This is a genomic window from Shewanella sp. Iso12, from assembly GCF_012030025.1.
Lineage (GTDB): Bacteria > Pseudomonadota > Gammaproteobacteria > Enterobacterales > Shewanellaceae > Shewanella > Shewanella algae.
Map to the genome: position 1 here is coordinate 192,186 of NZ_JAAUHW010000007.1, position 18,389 is coordinate 210,574.

The window sequence follows — 18,389 nt, forward strand, 5'->3', positions numbered from 1 at the left end:
TCCTTGATTGGTAAAATTAAACCAGGACAGGTGCCCGGGCCGGTTAATAGTGGTTAGTTGATTTGAATTGTTCAGTGTAGAACCATTATCAGGCAGGTTCGCCGATGTATTTTGAAAGTTCCAACTCAATTTCTTTCAGACTATGGCTGAGCTTGGCTTTAGCCAGTACTGTCAGCTCATCACGAATGACAGCCAATTCGGTTTGGAAAAAATCGGAATGATCGCTTTTATCTACCGAAGATGATGAAGCAGCGTTAATGCTTACAAGTCCAACAACCGTTTTGACATACTGACTGTCGAAGCTGTTCAGTGCTGATTTTAGACGGTTTTGTTTAACCCGCAATTCATCAACTAACTTAAGCTCTTTTTCTGTAATCATAAGCTTCTCTCAATTTCCGCTATTAATGGTTTTAAGGAAACTATCCGGGAATTCCGGATAGTTGGTTAATAAAGAGCGCTTGGCTCGATCCACTTAACGGCCCACCCTGGACAAAACGGCCCTCGGCCTCGCTTGTCTTGGACCCTGTAAACCAACATCACTCACCGCCTTTCTTTGTCATACTCCTGGCATAGCGCAGGATACCAGCAGGGTTTGCCTTTACGCGCCGTGGGCATGTGTTAATTGGCCATTCGCCATCAGGAGCGTTTTTCCAGTCGTCAAACGATTCGACTACGTATGACTTGATGATTGACCATGCATCCAAGTCAGACCATTCGCGCTCGTAGTAACCAGTCATTTCGCCGTAGCCAACAGTTCCAGTGAGCTGAACGAAGTAGCCGTACCTGTTTAGTTTTCCGCTCCAGCGCTCAAGGTGCTTGCGCTCTACTTTGACACTGGTTTCAAAACCGTATCCTTCACGTTCCCCAATAACGCAGCGATTGCCATAAACGCTAACACCAAGAGCCTGAATCAACACGTCAGCTTTCTTGGTGAGTTTCTTTAGAATTCGTGGATTCATTTGTCACCACCATTAGTGTCTGGCGTGGGCATATGTGTCCATGAAAAAACCTGGTACACAATGCCCTCCATGTTCTCCATTCCTTCATCGTTTCCGGTTTCGCAGTCCTGCCACCTGAAGTCACCTTGGGTGAGTCCAGTCGTGAAGTAAGCATCTCGGACACCGTAACTGCTGTGTACTGTGTAGCGCCCGGACTCTTGGGGCGGTTTTGATAATTGGTGCCAGGCCATGCGGTTTTTTGAAGTTCCGTTCCACTCGCTTTCAGCGACTTCAGAGAATTGGAGTACATCAGATTCGGTGTAGCACTCTACGTCATGACTTTTCGCTGCTTTGATTGCGGCCATAAAGCCGTCATACCATGCGTCGCCGTACAGTTCAGTAAGCATCCCTTCATCAAGTATTCGATCCAGAGCTTCTTGAATCCCTTCGGCATGGTTGTGGTATCCGTTTTCATTTGCGCAGGAGATCATTTCAACCATTGTTGATTCAATTTTGTTCATCACGCCGCCCTCTTTTTGGCTTGATCCATTTGATGCAGGAAGCGGGCATAAGGGGCCGCCTCCTTTCGTTCTGCCACGTCTAAGTAACTCGGCCGCTGCTCTTGCTGGCGTTGCTTGTTGGCGATGGCCACCGCCTCTATACGTGAGCGGGTGATCCCCAGTCTTTGCAGGTGGCGCTTTACTCGATGAACAGGCAACTGCAGTTCAGCGGCTACTCGTTCAAAGCTCAGGCCTTGTTTGTAGAGTTCTGCTATCTGGTCCATATTGGCTCCTTAGGCTGCTACAGCTGACTTGGATGTTTCAACAAAGTTGGCTGATACCAAAGCCTCAGCCAATGGCGGTGGCACTGAGTTACCACAGCGTGCCACTTGCTTTGCCTTGGGATACCGTTTGCCGGTGTAATCCACATCAATGATGTAATCGGTAGGGAATCCCTGAGCTGCAAATAGCTCGTGCGGCTCCAGCATGCGCATACCAATATCCACAATCTGGTAAGGCTCTCCGCGTACCATGACCAGCCCGAAGCGGTGCTTGGTAGTGATGGTTTGCAATGGCTCATCGGCAGCGTGGCCGATGTTGGTGCCGTAGTATTTAAGCAGGAAGGCTCGCACCTCACCCACATGGGTGCCGCCTGCGGTGATGGTTGGCATGGGTTCTGTAACAGGCTGACCGTGTTTACAGGTACCGCGAAGCTTTACCAGTGAGCTGGTAACCAGCGCCTGTTTGGCTTTGGTGAGCACGGTTGGTAGCGGGTCAGTGATCTCGCCCCCTGCGTCTTTACCGTGAAACTTACTCAGCTGTGCTGTCACCAGGGCGTGATGGTCTACCGTGGTCACTGTGTGCAGTGGCTCGGAAAGTTCGGCGCCAGCTCCGGTGTAGTTACCTCCATAGTGTTTGGCCAGAAATGCCGACACCACAGCAAAGTTACCTCCTTTCACCTCGGCGCAGATGGTGCGCAGCGGTTCCCCAGCAGGCATATTGCGCTGACTGCTGGCATTGGCATGTTCGGTGATAAGTGGCGCCAAAATTGGCGTAACAAGCCCGTGAGCATCCCGGCTGGCACAAATGGTTTTCATGGGTTCTTTTAACCCTTGACCTCTAAATCCGTCACCGCTGTGGTTACAAGTGACTATAAATGGCTCGCTGGCTTCAATCACAAACCGCTGTATTCCTTTGGCAATTCTTGCCATGGTTTTTTCTGCCAGCGGGCGTTTTCGATCAAATATGCTTGGGCATGGGATTGACCAATCAATGCAGTCAGCAGCTGTTCGCCACGGCTTAAGCCCTTGTTCTTTGGTTTGTGGGTTGGCAGGGTTGCCATGAGTAGGTGTTGGCCACACGATTGGCTGTCCGTCACAACGGGCTATCAAAAAGAAGCGCTTGCGAATTGTCGGGGCGCCATAGTCACAGGCGCGCAGCTCGCGCCACTCCACATGATAGCCAAGGTGTCTGAGTGAATTGACAAAACTGTCAAAGGTTTTGCCTTTGCGCTTTGGACACGGAACACCATCAACCACAGGCCCCCAGGTTTTAAACTCCTCGACATTCTCAAGCATGATGATGCGAGGCTTTACCGTGGCAGCGTAACGCACAGCGACCCAGGCAAGGCCCCGGATCTTCTTTTCTACCGGCTTGCCGCCTTTGGCTTTGGAAAAGTGTTTGCAGTCAGGTGAGAACCAGGCCAGGCCTACAGGCCGACCTGCACAAATGTCCACAGGATCAACATCCCAAACACTCTCGCAGTAGTGTTTGGTCAGCGGGTGATTGGTTTTGTGCATCGCAATCGCATCAGGATCATGGTTGATGGCAATATCAACCTGGCGGCCAATAGCCTGCTCAATCCCCGTGCTGGCTCCGCCACCTCCGGCGAAGTTGTCTATTACCAGCTCATCATCGTTTATGTTTAGAGAGAACTGGGTGGCCCCTCTGAATATGCTATGGCTGTTTATGTGTGTCACTTTGAAAATCCTCTTTTCAGCTAGCCTGCTGTACTTAAGCGGCTTTGTTGCCGGCAGTGAGTAATGGGATTGAGTGCTCAACTTCGTTACCCCATGCATGCCACCCAGGGTGATTTTGACGGGCGAACAACTCAACCCGCGGCAGATCACCCATCAGTTCAACAATGCGGTCTCTGGTGCAATCCGGTTTCCGTGAGTGCTCGCGTATCGGCTCGATAATGAGTTGCCGCACACCCTTGCCCTGGCGCTTGGGTTTACCCCTGACAGCAATCAGGCAATCCTCAGTGTTGCCTCGGGTCCAGTGCCCAAGGCCTATCTTGGCGGCGGCCATCAGCAACTGCAGCAGTTGTTCTTCCGGCATGGTTTGCAGGTCAATCTGGCTGACTCTAAATTCACGCTGCAGGTTGTTGAAAAAGCGTTTGTTCAGCTTTACCCAGGTGAATGCCTTCATGGTCTTAAGGGTGAACCCCCAAGCCTTTACCAGTTCCAGTGCTTCCAATGGCATGGCGGGAACGTGCCACATGAACAGGGTGCAATCAGCCGCTGCCATATCAGCAACCGGCATGGCCTTCATTTGCTCAAGGCTCATAACGTCATACTTACAGCTGGCGCCTCGGTTGCCGTTCTGGTTCTGGTCGTTGAATTTCCAGGCCGGGTCAGCATAGATAATTTGGTAACTCATCGAGCAGCCTCCTTGTTGGTTAACCCACAACTATTCGTTGCCTTATAGCCAAAGCGCTGCCAGTCGAGCTCCTTCACGCGCTCGATGCGGGCGGCAACTTGTTCCATTGATTTCTGGTTAGTGCTGAGGTTGCCTGGGTCTATGCCGTTAATTTTGGCGGCCACGCTGGCCGGGTGCCCCTTCACATAGTGATCCTGCAAGGCGCTGATCATTGGCTCTGATGTGATATCGGTGAAGCTGATTAGCAGCTCAAAGCGCTCTTGGCTTTCCATACCGGGGATGAGGTGCTTCATTGCCGTTCTCCTTACGCCGCTTCAACCTGATCCGCTGCTGCCGCAGCGCGCTTTTTATCGAGGTATGCCGCCAGGTCGGTGAGGTTTACCAGCCAAGTGGCTTTTTGGCTTTCGCCCCCGCGGAACGCAGGCACCGGCAGCAACCCGGCCTTGGCCTTTTTGGCTGCCGTGGCGGGGCTCATGCCAAAATACTTCTCGCAAATGGACTCCAGCGGGACAATGGCCGCACTGTACTCAGCCATCAGTAAAAACACAGTATTCATTGCGGCTCCTTTTGTTGCTCCAGCGGCTTGAGTAGCACCCAACCCATTAAGGTTTTGAAGATGTGTTCGCCCTTCATGCCGCTGCCTCCTTGGTTAACTCAATGCAGAGTAGGGTGGCTAACTGCTGCGGTGGCACTTGGATGGCCTCGGCCATTTCCAAAACAAAGGCCTCGCCTTGGAAGTCGCAGGTAATGCGGTTATCAAACCATTGAACTAATCCACCAAAGTAGGGATAGTCATCACATTCACTTGCTGTTAAATTCACATAACGTGATGTTTGTGCGAGTATTTCCCAACAGTTGTGGCATGTTTTAAAACTGGCGGGTTCGCCGTTCCATACACCTGAGGTAAAGGCATATTGCTCACCCTGGTTGATGGTGCTGTGGCACTCACAACATTGGTGTGGTTTACGGGCAGTGCGGGTGCGAGTTGATTGGCAGTCCATGTCGGCCTCCTACGCAATAGCGTTGCTAAACAGCGGTGTGATAGCGGCAGCATGATGATGGCTGCGCCAGATAGTGGCTTGGTAGTTTTGGCTGTGTACCCGAAGGGCAAAGCTTTCACCAAGCTCGCCAGCGCAATCGACATATACCTGGTCGAACCGTTGGCTTGGGTGGTGTTGGTAGAGGTAACGCTCCAACTCTGCCACGCGTTGCTTTACCCGTGGGCAGTCCATTGGATTGCTGTGCTTGGTCATCAAGCAGGCGAAGCGCAGTGACACTAACAAGCGGTGTTCGGCGCGTTCCTTCGCGGTGCTTGGGTTGGTGGTCAGAATTGGCATGTTCCCGTCCTCTGGTTAAGTGATACGGAAAAGGTTAAGATATCTTTACTTTTAGGTCAAGTCCATTGTCTATTTTCCTTAACTTTTTGTGTCTTTAGTATTTACTTTTGAATCTCGACTTATAAAATGTGCCTAATGGACACATAATACCCAAGCAACATTGTCAGATATTTACATAATGGTATCGTTATACTATCTTGGGCGTAGTAAGGTAGTGATTGTCCAAAAATTCAGGGCATTAAATGGCGTAAAAAATGAACTCACCTGTATTGAAAGAAGCTGACTATAAGGCAACAACCATAAACTGGTTGTTTTCGAAAGGTTATCTTGAACACGATGCAGTACTCATTAACGAGCTGCCTGTTGATAATTTTAGCCGACGTGCTGATTTAGTTGTCGCTAATGGAAAGCTTCATGCATTTGAGATCAAAAGTGACGCCGACAGTTTGACTCGTTTAGAAGGGCAAATTGAGACCTATATCACGTTTTTTGATAAGGTTACTGTTGTTTGTTCCTCTAAATTTACATCAAAAGCATTGAGTATATTGCCTTCTGAAGTAGAAATTTTGGAGTTATCTTATAAAAATAACCAAAAATACCTCAAAATTAAAAGAAGAGGTAAGGTAAATAAAGTTTCTGATTGTAGTTATTTCCTTTCTTTCGTAGATAAGCGTTCACTCATATCATTCCTTAAGTCTAGAGGTCTCAGTTGCACAGCTAGTTCTCGTCGTAAAGACTTATATAAGATTTTCAACAAAATTCCTAAGCTGCATTGGAGGGGATTTGTGCTTGACTATCTGAAGTGCAAATATAAGAATTCATACTCAACATTTTTAGAAAGTAAAGATGGGAGTGTTCAAATTTTAGACTTAGAAAAGCTTAGTCCTAACAAGGCGCGTAATTATCTTGCACTATCATCAGCGCAGCATGAAGTATCATCTCAAAAGTGGTGGGGGGATGAATATGCAGATGATGAGCTTGCTATTGATATCTCGGAATCAATGGGAGAGTTTGGGTTTGTCACAACTTCTCCCATTAAGGTTATTCCAAGAAAGAGTCGTTAATTACCAATCTAAATCATCTTCGCCATCTTCAAAGTCTACTGTATCAGGTATCGTTATTCCTTGCTCAAGAAATTGAACGATACGTTCTATATGTAGATTTAGACGAACTGAAATCCACTTTCCTGGGGCTTTGAATCCGTCAACATTTCCACTTGCGACTTGTTCAATAATTTCTTTACCCCATGCATCTAAACTATCATCCCAGTTTTCATCAGCAATGATTGTCTCAGCGGCATTTACATATAGTATCTCTCTTTCTTCCTGAGCAAGCTGTTGGCGGCGTTGAAATATCCATATACTGGGCGTAGGGTAATCAATTCTTGCTACAAAACGAGCAAAAGCACCTTCATAGAATTCCCCATGAATAGAAGCATAATCACCATATATAGAAACGTCTTGGCCTCCAAGAGCATGAAAGTTCTCCCATTCAAGCATAGGGATTTCTCCGTAGCCTATATCATTTATTGAAGTATATGATTGAAACATTCTAGGGAAACTAGTGCAAGCAGTTACTATTTCAATGCTTGATTCAATAGTTCGTAATTCATTGATACAGTGGATAGTGGCATCAAGTGCAATTTTTTGTCTTTCTCTAGAAATTTGTCCACTATCTAAAATAAATAAAATACTTTCAGTTGAATCAACAACAGATGCCGCCGTACTAGCTGCAGCTACTTCTCTTCTATCTAATGGGTTGATTTTGAGAGCAAATTTTTCAAAAGTCTTTTCAAACTTTTGTATTTGCTTAACAAATTGGCGCTTGCTTATGTTGTCATTTAGAATCAATGATGGTATTACACCATTGTTTTTTTCCAAAGCATTCAATATAAAGCCAATCCAGTTTTCAAAATCATTATCTGGTGATGTTAAATAATCATAGTCATCTAATTGGAGTCGATTCCCTTCCTCTAACCCTAAAATTACAGGACCGGTAAACACCGAATTCCAGGCATCAAAAGCAGTTCTGGAATCATTACGTCTATTGGATCTGGATAAGCTAGCATATGGTAATATTTTAGATTTTGTGTCATCTCTCAACATGTTCACACCGAGAAGTTCTGATGCTCTTGTGCGAACTATGGGCATATATTGATAGTCACTAAAATTCATCTTCTGCCTCACTATCTTTGCGTTTTGGAATCGGTGTTGAATGGATTTCAAAGTTCGCTGAAAAATATCGTAATATTTTCGTTGAATTAGTCAATTCAGATTTTAAGTATTCTTTGTCATCTGAAAGTATGGAGATCATTTTCTTATCATGAGCTTTACTTTCTGAATTTAAGTCAGTGATCTGCTTTTTAAAATTATTGAATTTAGCTTCTTGGTAGATCAGAACAAGACAGAAAATAAAGGCTATGATCCAACCTGACATATAAAACATGTTTTTCACTAATATTTCATATGTAATATCTGTTGGAAGTAGTGATTTAATGGCGCCCATTGTGCCAATGATTGAAGCAAGGGCCGCTAAGATTTTCCATACTATATTCATTACATTCCCTTGTCCTTATATAGAGTATTAATTTTAAATGAGTACGGAGTACCAAAAGACTCTACCAATAACGGTGATGACCTTTGCTTGGTCACCGTTATAGCTTTCATCTGGATATTCATCTTGGTTATAGCTGCGCAGTCGTAAGCCATTTCCTGGGAGGGTATACAGCAGTTTCACCCGTAACATGCCATCATGATTGATGGCATACATTTTCCCATCAACGATGGTTTTGTTCGCAGTATCGATGCCTACAGTACTGCCGTTAGGGAGCACTGGCTCCATACTGTTGCCAGATACTTTCACGCAAGCAACTGCCTCATGTTCAACCCCTTGACTGCGCAGAGAAGATTTGGAAAAACGCAGTTTAGGACCGTGGTTTTCGACATCGGAAATGATACCGTTACCCGCAGAAAGTTTAACTTCTGTGTAGAAGGGTACTTCCACTTCATCTTTATCAAGCGGAGTGCTGTTATCCCAAGTGGTCATTTGGCCTTGGAATGAACCATCAGCAGAAGGCTTTATCTTGTCTTCCACACCATAAAGTAAGAATGATGAAGATGTGCTTAGCGCCTTACAAAGCTTGTGCATGTTTTCGCCTGCAGGTGAAGTAACACCGTTCTCCCATAGGGATACAGTGGCTTTAGTGACACCTACACGTTTACCTAAAGCTTCTTGTGACAGCTTTAGCTCTTTACGTCTGGTTTTAATACGCTCATTCATCATAGTTTAGCAATCTTAACTTTCATTTTGTCAATTGTCCTTTACTTTTGTGTTGACTGGAAAGTAAAGAGGTCTTAACCTTGGCTTTACTTATGGCAAAGGAGGTTTCTGATGAAAACATCGATGGCTATTGCTCATTTCGAAACTGCTACAGCGTTAGCCAAGGCGTTAGGTATTACCAAATCTTCTGTATCTCAATGGGGCGAACACGTCCCACCACTTAGAGCGTATCAGCTCGAACGCATCACCAACGGCCAGCTGAAGACGGATGACGCCTTAAACGATGGTGAGCAGCAGGCCGCTTGATTTCACCTTAAACCTGAAAGGGAGTTTAGCCATGAAACACAAATCACGCCTTGACCTGCTAATGGTTGCCATTCACCGCTGGTTGGAGTTGCCCAAGGTGAGCCGTGCGTCACTGGCGGCTAGTGTTGTGGAGGTTGTTGATCGCCTGGGCCTGAAACAGCCACTGGCCAGAGAGGGGATTAGCTTTGCGCGAACCGACGACCCTTACAACGACGCCAGAATCAATGCGCAGAAGATCTTCCGCTGGCTGGGCCAGTATCAAGAGTGCCACCCAAACCCGGAACGCCTGTTTCATGTAGAGCAAGCATTGCTTGCTGCTATGCCAACGCATTTGCGTATGGCTTACCTCAATGATGTGTATGGCCCGATAGGGGTAACGGTAGTGGAGGACTCTGGCCTTGTTGGCGGGCAGTTGGAGCCGGGCAGGGTGGCGGCAATTCTCACCAAGGAAAACAGTGAAGCCCAGATTGCGGTTATCACCCTGGGCTCGCAGCCGACCCGCGAGCAGGTTATTCAATGCCACCGTGAGCTGAGGGAGTCACGGGCGACGACTGAGGCCAGTATTCAATTGCTGGAAGCCGAGTTTTCTTTCCTTCGCGCTGGCAGAGCCACCGCCAATGAGTAACGACGCAGACGAAGCCCAGCGGGTATCTGAGCTGTTTGACAGTCTGGCAATAGCCCAAGCAAGGAAGCCAGTGCAGACAGCTGCAAGCACTGGCAGCTGTTTGTATTGCAGTGCTCCGGTTGCCGCTGAGGCCCGTTTTTGTGATGCGGATTGCCGTGATGATTTTGAATGGATTAACAGGAGGAAGCATGGACGATCTTGATCTGATTGAACTCGATATTTACCCGCAAATGCAGGCTGAGAACGTTAACGCTTGGCGTGATGCGAACCGCTGCGGGTTTTCGCGCGGCGCCTTGGCGGTGATTGGCAAGGCATATGCCGCGACTGTGGTGGCCTATCAAGTGGCGATTGAGCTGCCGGCAAACTCAATTGAGAGAGGGCTGGCGATAGACGCATTCAGGGCGGCATCACTGGAACTTGACCGGGTGATTGACGAAATGGAACAGCGTGAAGCGTTGGCGCTGGCATGGCGTGAGTTTGTTGCAGTGTTGCGCTCTACGTTGCGCAAGACGTTGGGATTGGAGGCGATATGAGCGAAGGCAATGTTATCAGCATCGAAACGGCAGAGGAGCGCGAGGCGTTTGAGTTTATGGCCAACCGCCAAAATCTTAGGCAGCAAGACAGTGAGCGCCAGCAGCAGATAGCCAAAATGGCGGCTATTGCGGCGCGTTCCCACTCAACCAGCTTTACCGGCATTTGCGCCCGTTTGTATGACGCAGGCTGCCGTTTGCCTGACGATGGACCGGAGGCAGCATGAGCCACAAAAACAGAAGCGCCCGCGTTAGTTTAGTGACAGCTGCGGGCGCTTACCTGAGTTCAGGCTTGGTCATCATAGCCAAGCCATTGATGTGCGTCAATTTGGCGCAAGGCGGTGACGTATGAGCATGGAGCTTATGGTTAAGGCCATGCGGGCCAAGGTTGGTAACCCTTTGCGCAAGCTGGTGCTGTTGAAGCTTGCCGACAATGCCAATGACCACGGCGAGTGCTGGCCGAGTTACCAGCATGTTGCCGACCAATGCGAGATATCGCACAGCTCAGTGCGAAACCATATTGCTGCATTGGATAAGGCCGGTTACCTGTCGATTACCCATCGCAAGAATGAACTGGGTCACCAGTCGAATCTTTATCGTCTGCAATTTCCCCCAAAACCCAAGGTTGAGCACGCCGAGCATGGCATGCAACAACCTGTGCCAGCAGATGACATACCTATGCCAGCAGATAGCACAGGGGTATGTCAGCAGATGGCAGAGGGTATGCCAGCAGGTGACATACCCCCTATGCCAGCAGATGACACTAGAACCAGTCACTCTTTTGAACCAGTCAATGAACCTATAAAGAATAAACGCGCGAAGCGCTCAAAAAGTGCTGTTACCCAGTTCGATTTTTCGAAGTGGCCTGGCGTGCCTTCGCAGCAGGTTTTTGATGACTGGATTGTTGTCAGGCAGAGCAAGCGGGCCAAGTTAACCCAAACAGCGGTTAATCGGCTTGGCAAGGAGCTGCACGAGGCTGCCAAGCATGGCTTTAGTGTTGACGATTGCCTGGGTTATTGCGTTGTGCGCGGATGGGTTGGCTTTGAGTTCCGCTGGCTGCAAAACAGCGGGTTGGTTGGTGGCGGAGGTGTCGCAAACGTACCTGAGCATAGCGGCGTTCCTGCCATGGATGATTTTGATCATTGGGGAGGTAACGGTGAATAAATCGCAATCATTGCAGCAGATGCTGCAACGCTTGAATGCCCCGGCCCATATTGAACCCTGCTCGCGTGATGTGATTGAGCGGATGAGGCTGGAGGATGAGCAGCGGATATCCAGCGAGCACAAGGCGCGCAGAGCGGCGGCACTGGTGGGGCAGTCCGGCCTGAATCAGCGTTTTCTAGATTGCACTCTGGATAACTACCGCTGCAGCTGCAAGGGCCAGTATCAGGCGGTTGACGCTGCCAAGGGTTTTTTAACGCGCTTTGCTGAGTTTTCGTCTACCGGGCGTGGCTTTTTGTTTTATGGCAACCCGGGTACCGGCAAGAACCATGTTGCCAGCGCCATTGCCAATGCTTTGATGAAACGCAGCCACACGGTGGTGATGATGAGCGTAATGGACTTGATGGACAGGGCTCGCAGTTGCTACCGAGGGCAGACCAGCGAAGAACAGCTGCTGCGAGACTTTTGCAGGCCTGAGCTGTTGATTATTGACGAGATTGGCTTGCAGCGTAGTAGCGACGATGAGCGGCTGTGGTTAACCCGCATCATAGATCGCCGCTTGTACGGCAACAGGGCGACCTCGTTCATCACCAACCTTGACGGCCAAGGCCTGCGCGATGTGCTTGGCGTGAGGGGCTATGAACGCCTGAAAGAGGCCGTTGGCATGGCGGTTAAGTTTGATTGGGAGAGTTATCGAGGGCGGGGAGGCAACCATGAGGCGGCATGATTTGGGGGCCGATGCCCCGGATTTTTACAGCGGCATTGTGGCCAGCCCGGCCGCGAATGATTGTGCGGTGATCCGTGAACCTGCCCTTGGCAGCCCGGCTAATCCGTATTTGACGTTCCCAAGGCTTTACCACTATCGCGGCGGCACTTCTGACCGCTCATTCATTGCCGAGCGACTGCGGGTGATACCTGAGGCTGATCTGCATTGGGTTTGTGGTGAGTATGAACGCCGTTACATGGCCGGGCGCGGTAACCGTGATTCACGCCGTGACGCCAACACTTGGTTGCACGAGTACGCAACTCAATATCGAAACAGGAGGGCAGCATGATGCACACGCCAATACTACGTTACCACGGTGGAAAATTTAGGCTCGCAAAGTGGCTGCTTTCCAACATGCCATCACATAGGTGTTATGTGGAACCATTCGGTGGTGCTGCATCTGTATTGTTGCAAAAACCTAGATCTCATGGCGAGGTATATAACGACCTAGATCAGGATATTTTCAACCTGTTTAAGGTTTTAAGAGATCCCAATTTGGTCGAGAAACTTATTGAGTTATGCGAGCTAACACCATACAGCAGGGATGAATTTCTATTGGCGTATGAACTTTCAGAGGATCCTCTTGAAAGGGCTCGTAGAACAATCGTCAGATCAGCTATGGGGTTTGGTTCAGGGGCCGCGACTTTCCATCCAACAGGCTTCAGGTGTGAGGCTAAACGACAATACAACAACAGTGCGAAGGTCTGGTCTAAGTATCCTCCTGTTCTTGCATATGTGTGCGAGCGTTTGCAAGGAGTGAATATTGAAAACCGTGATGCAGCTACCTGCATTAAAAACCACGATGGTTCGGACACGCTATTTTACGTGGATCCTCCTTATCTCATGGAAACCCGCCAGGTGAGAAATAATAAAGGCGTGTATCAACATGAGTTAACTAACGATGAGCATGAAGCGTTGCTGAAACAACTATGCAGTGTAGAGGGGATGGTTGTATTGAGCGGATATGATTCGACTGTATACAACGACCTGCTTCATGGTTGGGAACGCCGTGAAAAGCAGTCAAGGTGTTCTGCGGGAAGTGGTACTGGTGTCAGGAAGGAATGCATATGGATTAACCAAGCATGTGTGGATTCTCTGAACGAGTGTGGAGGTGTAGCAGCATGAGTACCCAGAAGCCAACAACCCAGCGCCAGCGGCTGGAGGATATCTTGAGCGGTGGCAGATGGTGGACCCTGTTTGAGGTTCAGGACGAGTGCCGCCGCCGTTTCGGCAGCTTTGACAGCGAAACAGCTTTGAGTGCCCGTTGGCGTGAGTTACCCGCCGAAAAGCGGATGAAGCGCATTCGCCAGGGTACGAACAAAACCTATGAATACAGGATGGTGGCTTGATGGCGAGCGGTGTTGAAGTTGGCAAGCTGAAACGGGCGCCGCTGCGCCGTTGGTTGAGTGGCGGTGTTACCCGGGATTATCGGGATCCTCAGTATCCGACAGTGAGGCTGCGGGCCAATGGTGAGCGCACCAAGGCGAGTATTTTTCTGGTGTTCAATGAGCAAAACGTGACTCGATGGCGCAAGGTGGGCACTTGGCCGGATCTGTGTATTGATACGTTTTTGGAGCAGCTGCCGGCCACTCTGGCCGAGCGAGCTGCCGGGGGTGAGGTTATGTTTGGGCAGTTTGTGAATGTGGCTGATGTGGTTACCTGGTATGCCGGGCATGTGGCAGATAACACGACTATGAGTGTGAGTTGGCGCCGGAATGTGCGTTCGATAGTTACCAGGCACTTGATACCAAGGGCTGGGCAGTTGCCGCTGGCATCACTGAGTTGGAGTGATTTGGATAGTGCGCTGGTTAAGTCGATGCTGGCTGATGGGTATTCGCCTCGCTATGTGGTGGAGGTGGTCAGTAAGCTCAAGACGGCGTTCAGTTCGGCCGCTGGGCTGCGCTTGCTCGATAGCAACCCTTTGGCCGGGTTCAAGCCCAGTGTGAGGCTGCCCAAGGCGCTGGATGCGAGGCTGTATGACTCTGACCTTGGCGAGCTGTTCAAGCTGTTGTCAGAGACTGTGATGGTTCAGGCCATGCTGTTTGTGTTGATGATGATGTTTGGTACCCGTATCAATGAAACCCGCCAGGCTAGGTGGGACCAGTTCACCGGCGATGTTTGGGTGATACCGCCGTCAAACACCAAGAACGGTAATGAGTTGCGGTTGCCGTTGACCAAATCTGCCCGGGCTTTGATTGATCATTACCGCCGCTGGCAGTTGGCCAATGTTGGCAAGCGTGCCTGGCTGTTCCCCGGCCGTGGTCAGGCGCCTATTGCTGTGCGCACTGCTCAGGATTGGTCTGTAGGCCTTCGCTTTAAATACTTCACTTCACACGATATCAGGCGGCTTTTTCGCACCATTATTGCTGAGATTGGTATTGATACCGTTATCGGTGAGTTGTTGCTCAATCACTCCCTGCCTGTGCTTTTGCGTACCTATGTTCAGTCATCCCTTAATGCAGGGGTGAGCCAAGCACTTGAGCAGTATCACCAGTATTTGATTGAGCGTGGATTTAATCAGATCGCGCCCGAGATAATCCCTAGATCGCATTCAGATCTTGGTAACGGGCAAAGTCAGATGGCAAGCGGGTGGCTGTGATGATCACTGCATCATTGTCAAAAGAGGATGCAATTGCACGAAAAGGGGCGTTTTAGCATGGCAAAAGCGGCGGCAGCATCAGGGGCAAAACTGCTGGCAATGGGTCGGAGATTGCGCCAAATGACCCAGGAGGAAGTGGCAAGCGCCTACGGGGTGAATGTCAAAACCTATCGGCGCTGGGAGAAGGGACAAAGCCCGGTACCGTATGATGACCTCTGCGCCATCTGTGCTGATATTTTTGCCCTGGACTTGTTCAACCTAAGAGGGATGGCCGATGCAGCATAAGCACGATGCGCAGCATGAAGCGCTGATGAACATGAAGCAGCTCCGCCTTGAATTGCGAGCGTGGGCTAATTGGTGGCTCAGGCATGAGTATGGCAAGGGGTACGCCGCCCGCAGTAGCTGTGACAGGCTCAAGGACCCTATCACTTACGGAACGACAGTGAGTGAGCGTGATATTAACCCGCCGCCCGGGGTTATTCGTTACGACCGACGCATTGAGCAGCTGGCGCCAGAATGCCGCCGAGCTATTCGAGCTCAGTACCTGTGCCGGGGTAAGTGGGCATTGCTGGACTTCGACAGTCGTAAGTCCTTTGTATTCTGGTTAAGACGCGCCGAACTGGCGCTGGTGAGGTGAGCATGGAGTTCTTATGGTTCATGATGGGCGCAATGAGTGCCACCGCTATCGGTTGCATGGTTCATATATACCGAAGCAGCCGCCGGCAGGCTCATAGAGGTGCGAGGGTTATCCATACAGACGCTGGCACGTTTAAAGTTAGTGATAGTGGTAAATTAATCCCGCTTTGTGCATGTAGTAATTGCGCCTATACCCGCCGCCATGGTGGGTACATGCCATGCTTGGCAAGGCCTGGCTATTCCGTTAGATGAACAGAAGGTATGATAGATGCACGAGATACCGAAAACATGGAACATACTTGGCACCAAGTATCACTTGGTTGGTGAGCTGAGAGATGATGAAGTTGAACTGGTAGTCTACAAATACTGGCGTCCACAGAAGCAACGGTGGCAATACTGCACCGAGTTGAGGGCGGTCGTGCTGATGGAGATCTCCGGCCAGTTTGCCACGGGTCCTTCCAGCCGGGTGTGATGCGGGGGCGGGGACTCGCAATCCTTCACTACATATGAAAAATTTTGGCGGTTGGTTGTTGTTTTATAACCATTGATTATAGGCACCTTTTCTAGGTGTCTTCTCTGTATCACAATCTGTTGATTGTAAATGTAAAAATGCTTATGGGTTTTCGCCTGGTCCATGGTTCGCAGATATACCAACTTTGCAGATCCTTTTTGATCACGCCGATCTTTTGCATATGTTTGGTTTTGTACTAGGCTTTCAGTGACAGATTTAGAATCCTGTCATAAGTAAACCGAAGCCCGCGCCCTTTCCTGCGGGCTTTTTATTTGTGTGTTAACACACAACTTTCAAACCGCTTTTATCAAATGGGGCAGATCTAGGACTAAAACGGACAGAAAAGGGTTTTTTTTGCCCCCCGAAAATCGCTATGTTTATGGCATGCTCGCCAGAGCTAAAAATGACTGCCAACCACCAAAGACCCTCAGCGGGTCTTTTTTACTTTAGGGCTTTCGATGCCACGTAAAAGTAAGCGCGTTTACATTGCCGGGCCCATGTCTGGTTTGCCAGATTTCAATCGCCCTGCATTTGATATCGCTGCGGCTGTGCAATCAGAACTAGGGCACTTGGTACTTAATCCAGCGATGCTGCCACCTGGGCTTACAGAGCCTGAGTACATGAGTATTTGCATGCCCATGTTGATGTGCGCTGATCAGCTCTATGTGCTTGATGGGTACGAAAACAGTTTTTGTGCTCAGGCCGAAATCGCTCTGGCTCAAAAGCTCGACCTGAGAATTGTTTATCAAGAAGGAGTTGATCATGAAATCGCTCTGATTGGTTTAAGAGGTGAATCCTCGTGAACAAGCTCAGAACATTCCTCATCGCTGCTGGCCTTTCAGGCGCCGCCGTTACTGGCGGCGTTTTTATTGTGGACCAAGAAGATTTGGTGCTGGGCACCTATGTGGATCCGGTTGGCATTGTCACTGAATGCGCAGGGCAACGGGCTGACGGACAGGAGCCTGGGCAACCTCGCTCAATGGAGTACTGCCTGAATCAGCTTGCAGACAATCTGGCGACATATAACCGCCAACTGTTGCGCCTCACCGACGGGGTGACACTGACAGATAGCGAGAACGCAGCTTACCTCAGTTTCATCTACAACGTCGGCGCTGAAGCGTTCAGAACGTCAACACTACGAAAGAAGCTGCTTGCAGGTGATCACACTGGTGCCTGCAATGAACTTAGCCGCTGGGTCTATGCAAAAGGCGAGATCCTTCCAGGGCTTGTAAAGCGCCGCTCCGCTGAGCGCGAACTTTGTCTACAGGAGTTAACCAATGTTGAAATTACTGAAAGGCGGAGTTGGCAGCGCGCAACTCTACGTGATTGGCGTTTTGATCCTGGCCTGCGTTGGTCTTGGCGTGGCGTTGTCCTTCTCGAAAGCTGAAGTCGCCACACTCAATGGCAACATCGAGAAAGCCGAATCAAAGCAAATCATATTGCAGACTGATCTGGATTCGGTCACGGCCAGCCTGTTACTGGCTGAGAAAGATAAAGCAGATCTTAGGCGTAATGCCGACCAACTGGCGCGGTTGCTTGATGAACGGGAGCAAAGTCGCTTAGTGGCTGATGCTGATGCTGAAGCAGTTGACCAGGCGACAAAAGAACTACTCGAGGATCCAGAAGATGAAGAAGCGCTTGCTTGGGCTGTCACTGCTGTTCCTGCTCAGCTTAACCGGCTGCTCTGGCACACCTCCTATTGTGCGAACGGTAACGGTCACAGAGACAGTGTATGTACTGCCACCGGAATCCCTGATGAGCAGCTGCGAAATCCCGGTTTATCAGGGGCGAATCAACCCCGATCTCTATAACTACTCCAACAAGCTTATCGCTTCCCTGATTCGCTGCAATGTGGATTGGCAGGCATTACATAACTGGCGACAGGAGAAAGCCAATGAGTCTGATAAACAGTGATGCCGCTACGCAAAAGGGATTCAGCATTGCCTCCTATATGTCATCGCTACTCAGTGCAATTGGCGGTGCATTAACGCTGAACGACATTGCCGTGTTGCTGGGTATAGTGCTGGCACTTTTTACTTGGGCTGTGAATTGGCTCTATCAATTCAGGCGTGATCGCCGTGATGCGGAGCGCCACTCTTTGGAAACAAAGCTGCTCAATGCACAACTGGAAAAACTGGATGGCAGTTAATGGCCAGAATAAAACCTCAGGAGGACGCTGCCGTTCTTCTGAACAAAACCGATCTGTGCAAGAGTCTGGGCATAAGTACCACGGCGTTCGATAAGTGGGGAGTTCCTGTTACCAAAAAGCACGGCCGTCAGAGTTTGTATTCCGTGGCCGATGTAGTGGCCAACAGGGTAGGTCATGCCGAGCGAAAGTTTGCTGCATCAGTACCAGAGGATGATCCCGAAAAGCCTAACCTCGACTTTGAACGCTGGCGTCTGACCAAAGCCCAGGCGGATGGGCAAGAGCTCAAGAACGATAAGGACCGAAAGTTAGTGGTAGAGGTTGGTTTCGCCACTTTCCTTCTTAACAAAATAGCGGTGCAAATTGGTCCAATCCTCGACCAGGCACCGCTCAC

33 protein-coding genes are annotated in these 18,389 nt (G+C 49.5%); 20 read left to right on the forward strand and 13 right to left on the reverse strand.

The annotated features are described in order from the left end of the window. Window positions 1–88: 88 nt before the first annotated feature. The 10 genes from HCX89_RS13755 to HCX89_RS13800 form a co-directional block, all read right to left on the reverse strand. Complete coding sequence (locus HCX89_RS13755; protein WP_167716393.1) at window positions 89–379, reverse strand: hypothetical protein; 291 nt, start codon at window positions 377–379, stop codon at window positions 89–91. A 157-nt stretch (window positions 380–536) separates the two neighbouring features. Beyond that, a complete protein-coding gene (locus HCX89_RS13760; protein WP_167716395.1) occupies window positions 537–959 on the reverse strand; it encodes a hypothetical protein in 423 nt (140 codons plus the stop codon). Beyond that, window positions 956–1,459, reverse strand: a complete 504-nt coding sequence (locus HCX89_RS13765) for a hypothetical protein (protein WP_167716397.1) — start codon at window positions 1,457–1,459, stop codon at window positions 956–958. The genes HCX89_RS13760 and HCX89_RS13765 overlap by 4 nt, the downstream gene beginning before the upstream one ends. Continuing rightward, entirely contained in the window at window positions 1,459–1,722 is a 264-nt protein-coding gene (locus tag HCX89_RS13770) for a hypothetical protein (RefSeq protein WP_167716399.1), read from the reverse strand. Before HCX89_RS13770 ends, HCX89_RS13765 begins: the two co-directional genes overlap by 1 nt. Window positions 1,723–1,731: 9 nt before the next feature. Continuing rightward, window positions 1,732–3,360: a DNA cytosine methyltransferase gene (locus HCX89_RS13775; protein WP_368039298.1), complete on the reverse strand. Its 1,629-nt coding sequence runs from the start codon at window positions 3,358–3,360 to the stop codon at window positions 1,732–1,734. A 91-nt stretch (window positions 3,361–3,451) separates the two neighbouring features. Further along, window positions 3,452–4,099: an MT-A70 family methyltransferase gene (locus tag HCX89_RS13780; RefSeq protein WP_167716403.1), complete on the reverse strand. Its 648-nt coding sequence runs from the start codon at window positions 4,097–4,099 to the stop codon at window positions 3,452–3,454. After that, window positions 4,096–4,392, reverse strand: coding sequence for a PapB/FocB family fimbrial expression transcriptional regulator (locus tag HCX89_RS13785; RefSeq protein ID WP_144222208.1), 297 nt, complete (start codon window positions 4,390–4,392; stop codon window positions 4,096–4,098). The genes HCX89_RS13780 and HCX89_RS13785 overlap by 4 nt, the downstream gene beginning before the upstream one ends. A gap of 11 nt (window positions 4,393–4,403) precedes the next feature. Further along, on the reverse strand, window positions 4,404–4,655 hold the full coding sequence (locus HCX89_RS13790; protein WP_167716406.1) for a pyocin activator PrtN family protein: 252 nt from the start codon (window positions 4,653–4,655) through the stop codon (window positions 4,404–4,406). A gap of 73 nt (window positions 4,656–4,728) precedes the next feature. Beyond that, window positions 4,729–5,100 (reverse strand): hypothetical protein, encoded by a 372-nt coding sequence (locus HCX89_RS13795; protein ID WP_101054461.1) that lies wholly within the window; start codon window positions 5,098–5,100, stop codon window positions 4,729–4,731. 9 nt (window positions 5,101–5,109) lie between these two features. After that, entirely contained in the window at window positions 5,110–5,436 is a 327-nt protein-coding gene (locus HCX89_RS13800; RefSeq protein ID WP_025009563.1) for a hypothetical protein, read from the reverse strand. Window positions 5,437–5,690: 254 nt separating this feature from the next. Between HCX89_RS13800 and HCX89_RS13805 the strand changes: the two genes are divergently transcribed. After that, window positions 5,691–6,500: a sce7726 family protein gene (locus tag HCX89_RS13805; protein ID WP_167716407.1), complete on the forward strand. Its 810-nt coding sequence runs from the start codon at window positions 5,691–5,693 to the stop codon at window positions 6,498–6,500. Here HCX89_RS13805 and HCX89_RS13810 read toward each other — a convergent pair whose 3' ends face one another. From HCX89_RS13810 to HCX89_RS13820, 3 genes are read right to left on the reverse strand one after another with little or no spacing between them, the layout of a single operon-like run. Further along, window positions 6,501–7,610: a hypothetical protein gene (locus HCX89_RS13810; RefSeq protein WP_167716409.1), complete on the reverse strand. Its 1,110-nt coding sequence runs from the start codon at window positions 7,608–7,610 to the stop codon at window positions 6,501–6,503. After that, window positions 7,600–7,992: a hypothetical protein gene (locus HCX89_RS13815; protein ID WP_167716412.1), complete on the reverse strand. Its 393-nt coding sequence runs from the start codon at window positions 7,990–7,992 to the stop codon at window positions 7,600–7,602. The genes HCX89_RS13810 and HCX89_RS13815 overlap by 11 nt, the downstream gene beginning before the upstream one ends. Before the next feature lie 33 nt (window positions 7,993–8,025). Continuing rightward, on the reverse strand, window positions 8,026–8,718 hold the full coding sequence (locus tag HCX89_RS13820; protein WP_167716414.1) for a S24 family peptidase: 693 nt from the start codon (window positions 8,716–8,718) through the stop codon (window positions 8,026–8,028). 108 nt (window positions 8,719–8,826) lie between these two features. On the opposite strand from HCX89_RS13820, the gene HCX89_RS13825 reads away from it, so the two are divergent. From HCX89_RS13825 to HCX89_RS13910, 19 genes are all read left to right on the forward strand, one after another. Then, the gene (locus tag HCX89_RS13825; RefSeq protein WP_167716416.1) at window positions 8,827–9,021 is read left to right on the forward strand and encodes a Cro/CI family transcriptional regulator; all 195 of its coding nucleotides are present in this window, start codon (window positions 8,827–8,829) and stop codon (window positions 9,019–9,021) included. Window positions 9,022–9,052: 31 nt separating this feature from the next. Next, complete coding sequence (locus HCX89_RS13830) at window positions 9,053–9,646, forward strand: hypothetical protein (RefSeq protein ID WP_167716418.1); 594 nt, start codon at window positions 9,053–9,055, stop codon at window positions 9,644–9,646. Window positions 9,647–9,834: 188 nt separating this feature from the next. Continuing rightward, complete coding sequence (locus HCX89_RS13835; protein WP_167716420.1) at window positions 9,835–10,179, forward strand: hypothetical protein; 345 nt, start codon at window positions 9,835–9,837, stop codon at window positions 10,177–10,179. Further along, window positions 10,176–10,403, forward strand: a complete 228-nt coding sequence (locus HCX89_RS13840; RefSeq protein ID WP_167716422.1) for a hypothetical protein — start codon at window positions 10,176–10,178, stop codon at window positions 10,401–10,403. Before HCX89_RS13835 ends, HCX89_RS13840 begins: the two co-directional genes overlap by 4 nt. After that, window positions 10,400–10,528 carry a hypothetical protein gene (locus HCX89_RS23010; RefSeq protein ID WP_258181119.1) on the forward strand — a complete coding sequence of 43 codons (129 nt, stop codon included), beginning with the start codon at window positions 10,400–10,402 and terminating at the stop codon, window positions 10,526–10,528. Before HCX89_RS13840 ends, HCX89_RS23010 begins: the two co-directional genes overlap by 4 nt. Then, entirely contained in the window at window positions 10,525–11,340 is an 816-nt protein-coding gene (locus HCX89_RS13845; RefSeq protein WP_167716424.1) for a helix-turn-helix domain-containing protein, read from the forward strand. The genes HCX89_RS23010 and HCX89_RS13845 overlap by 4 nt, the downstream gene beginning before the upstream one ends. Next, a complete protein-coding gene (locus HCX89_RS13850; RefSeq protein WP_157822670.1) occupies window positions 11,333–12,064 on the forward strand; it encodes an ATP-binding protein in 732 nt (243 codons plus the stop codon). The genes HCX89_RS13845 and HCX89_RS13850 overlap by 8 nt, the downstream gene beginning before the upstream one ends. Next, the gene (locus tag HCX89_RS13855) at window positions 12,051–12,392 is read left to right on the forward strand and encodes a hypothetical protein (RefSeq protein WP_101054436.1); all 342 of its coding nucleotides are present in this window, start codon (window positions 12,051–12,053) and stop codon (window positions 12,390–12,392) included. Before HCX89_RS13850 ends, HCX89_RS13855 begins: the two co-directional genes overlap by 14 nt. After that, window positions 12,389–13,228, forward strand: coding sequence for a DNA adenine methylase (locus HCX89_RS13860; protein WP_217351534.1), 840 nt, complete (start codon window positions 12,389–12,391; stop codon window positions 13,226–13,228). The genes HCX89_RS13855 and HCX89_RS13860 overlap by 4 nt, the downstream gene beginning before the upstream one ends. Then, entirely contained in the window at window positions 13,225–13,452 is a 228-nt protein-coding gene (locus HCX89_RS13865; protein WP_101054433.1) for a hypothetical protein, read from the forward strand. The genes HCX89_RS13860 and HCX89_RS13865 overlap by 4 nt, the downstream gene beginning before the upstream one ends. Further along, window positions 13,452–14,702, forward strand: coding sequence for a tyrosine-type recombinase/integrase (locus tag HCX89_RS13870; RefSeq protein ID WP_174840120.1), 1,251 nt, complete (start codon window positions 13,452–13,454; stop codon window positions 14,700–14,702). The genes HCX89_RS13865 and HCX89_RS13870 overlap by 1 nt, the downstream gene beginning before the upstream one ends. A 57-nt stretch (window positions 14,703–14,759) precedes the next feature. Then, entirely contained in the window at window positions 14,760–14,987 is a 228-nt protein-coding gene (locus tag HCX89_RS13875; protein WP_240647825.1) for a helix-turn-helix domain-containing protein, read from the forward strand. Beyond that, window positions 14,977–15,339: a hypothetical protein gene (locus HCX89_RS13880; RefSeq protein ID WP_167716428.1), complete on the forward strand. Its 363-nt coding sequence runs from the start codon at window positions 14,977–14,979 to the stop codon at window positions 15,337–15,339. The genes HCX89_RS13875 and HCX89_RS13880 overlap by 11 nt, the downstream gene beginning before the upstream one ends. Window positions 15,340–15,606: 267 nt before the next feature. After that, window positions 15,607–15,810: a hypothetical protein gene (locus HCX89_RS13885; RefSeq protein ID WP_107110141.1), complete on the forward strand. Its 204-nt coding sequence runs from the start codon at window positions 15,607–15,609 to the stop codon at window positions 15,808–15,810. A gap of 497 nt (window positions 15,811–16,307) precedes the next feature. Beyond that, the gene (locus HCX89_RS13890) at window positions 16,308–16,652 is read left to right on the forward strand and encodes a DUF4406 domain-containing protein (protein ID WP_144222220.1); all 345 of its coding nucleotides are present in this window, start codon (window positions 16,308–16,310) and stop codon (window positions 16,650–16,652) included. Then, entirely contained in the window at window positions 16,649–17,236 is a 588-nt protein-coding gene (locus HCX89_RS13895; RefSeq protein WP_144222221.1) for a lysozyme, read from the forward strand. Before HCX89_RS13890 ends, HCX89_RS13895 begins: the two co-directional genes overlap by 4 nt. 239 nt (window positions 17,237–17,475) lie before the next feature. Continuing rightward, complete coding sequence (locus HCX89_RS13900) at window positions 17,476–17,763, forward strand: hypothetical protein (protein WP_144222222.1); 288 nt, start codon at window positions 17,476–17,478, stop codon at window positions 17,761–17,763. Continuing rightward, window positions 17,744–17,998, forward strand: a complete 255-nt coding sequence (locus HCX89_RS13905; RefSeq protein WP_123115644.1) for an HP1 family phage holin — start codon at window positions 17,744–17,746, stop codon at window positions 17,996–17,998. Before HCX89_RS13900 ends, HCX89_RS13905 begins: the two co-directional genes overlap by 20 nt. Beyond that, window positions 17,998–18,389: terminase small subunit (locus HCX89_RS13910; RefSeq protein ID WP_167716432.1), on the forward strand; the 392-nt coding region annotated here is incomplete at its 3' end. The genes HCX89_RS13905 and HCX89_RS13910, both read left to right, overlap by 1 nt.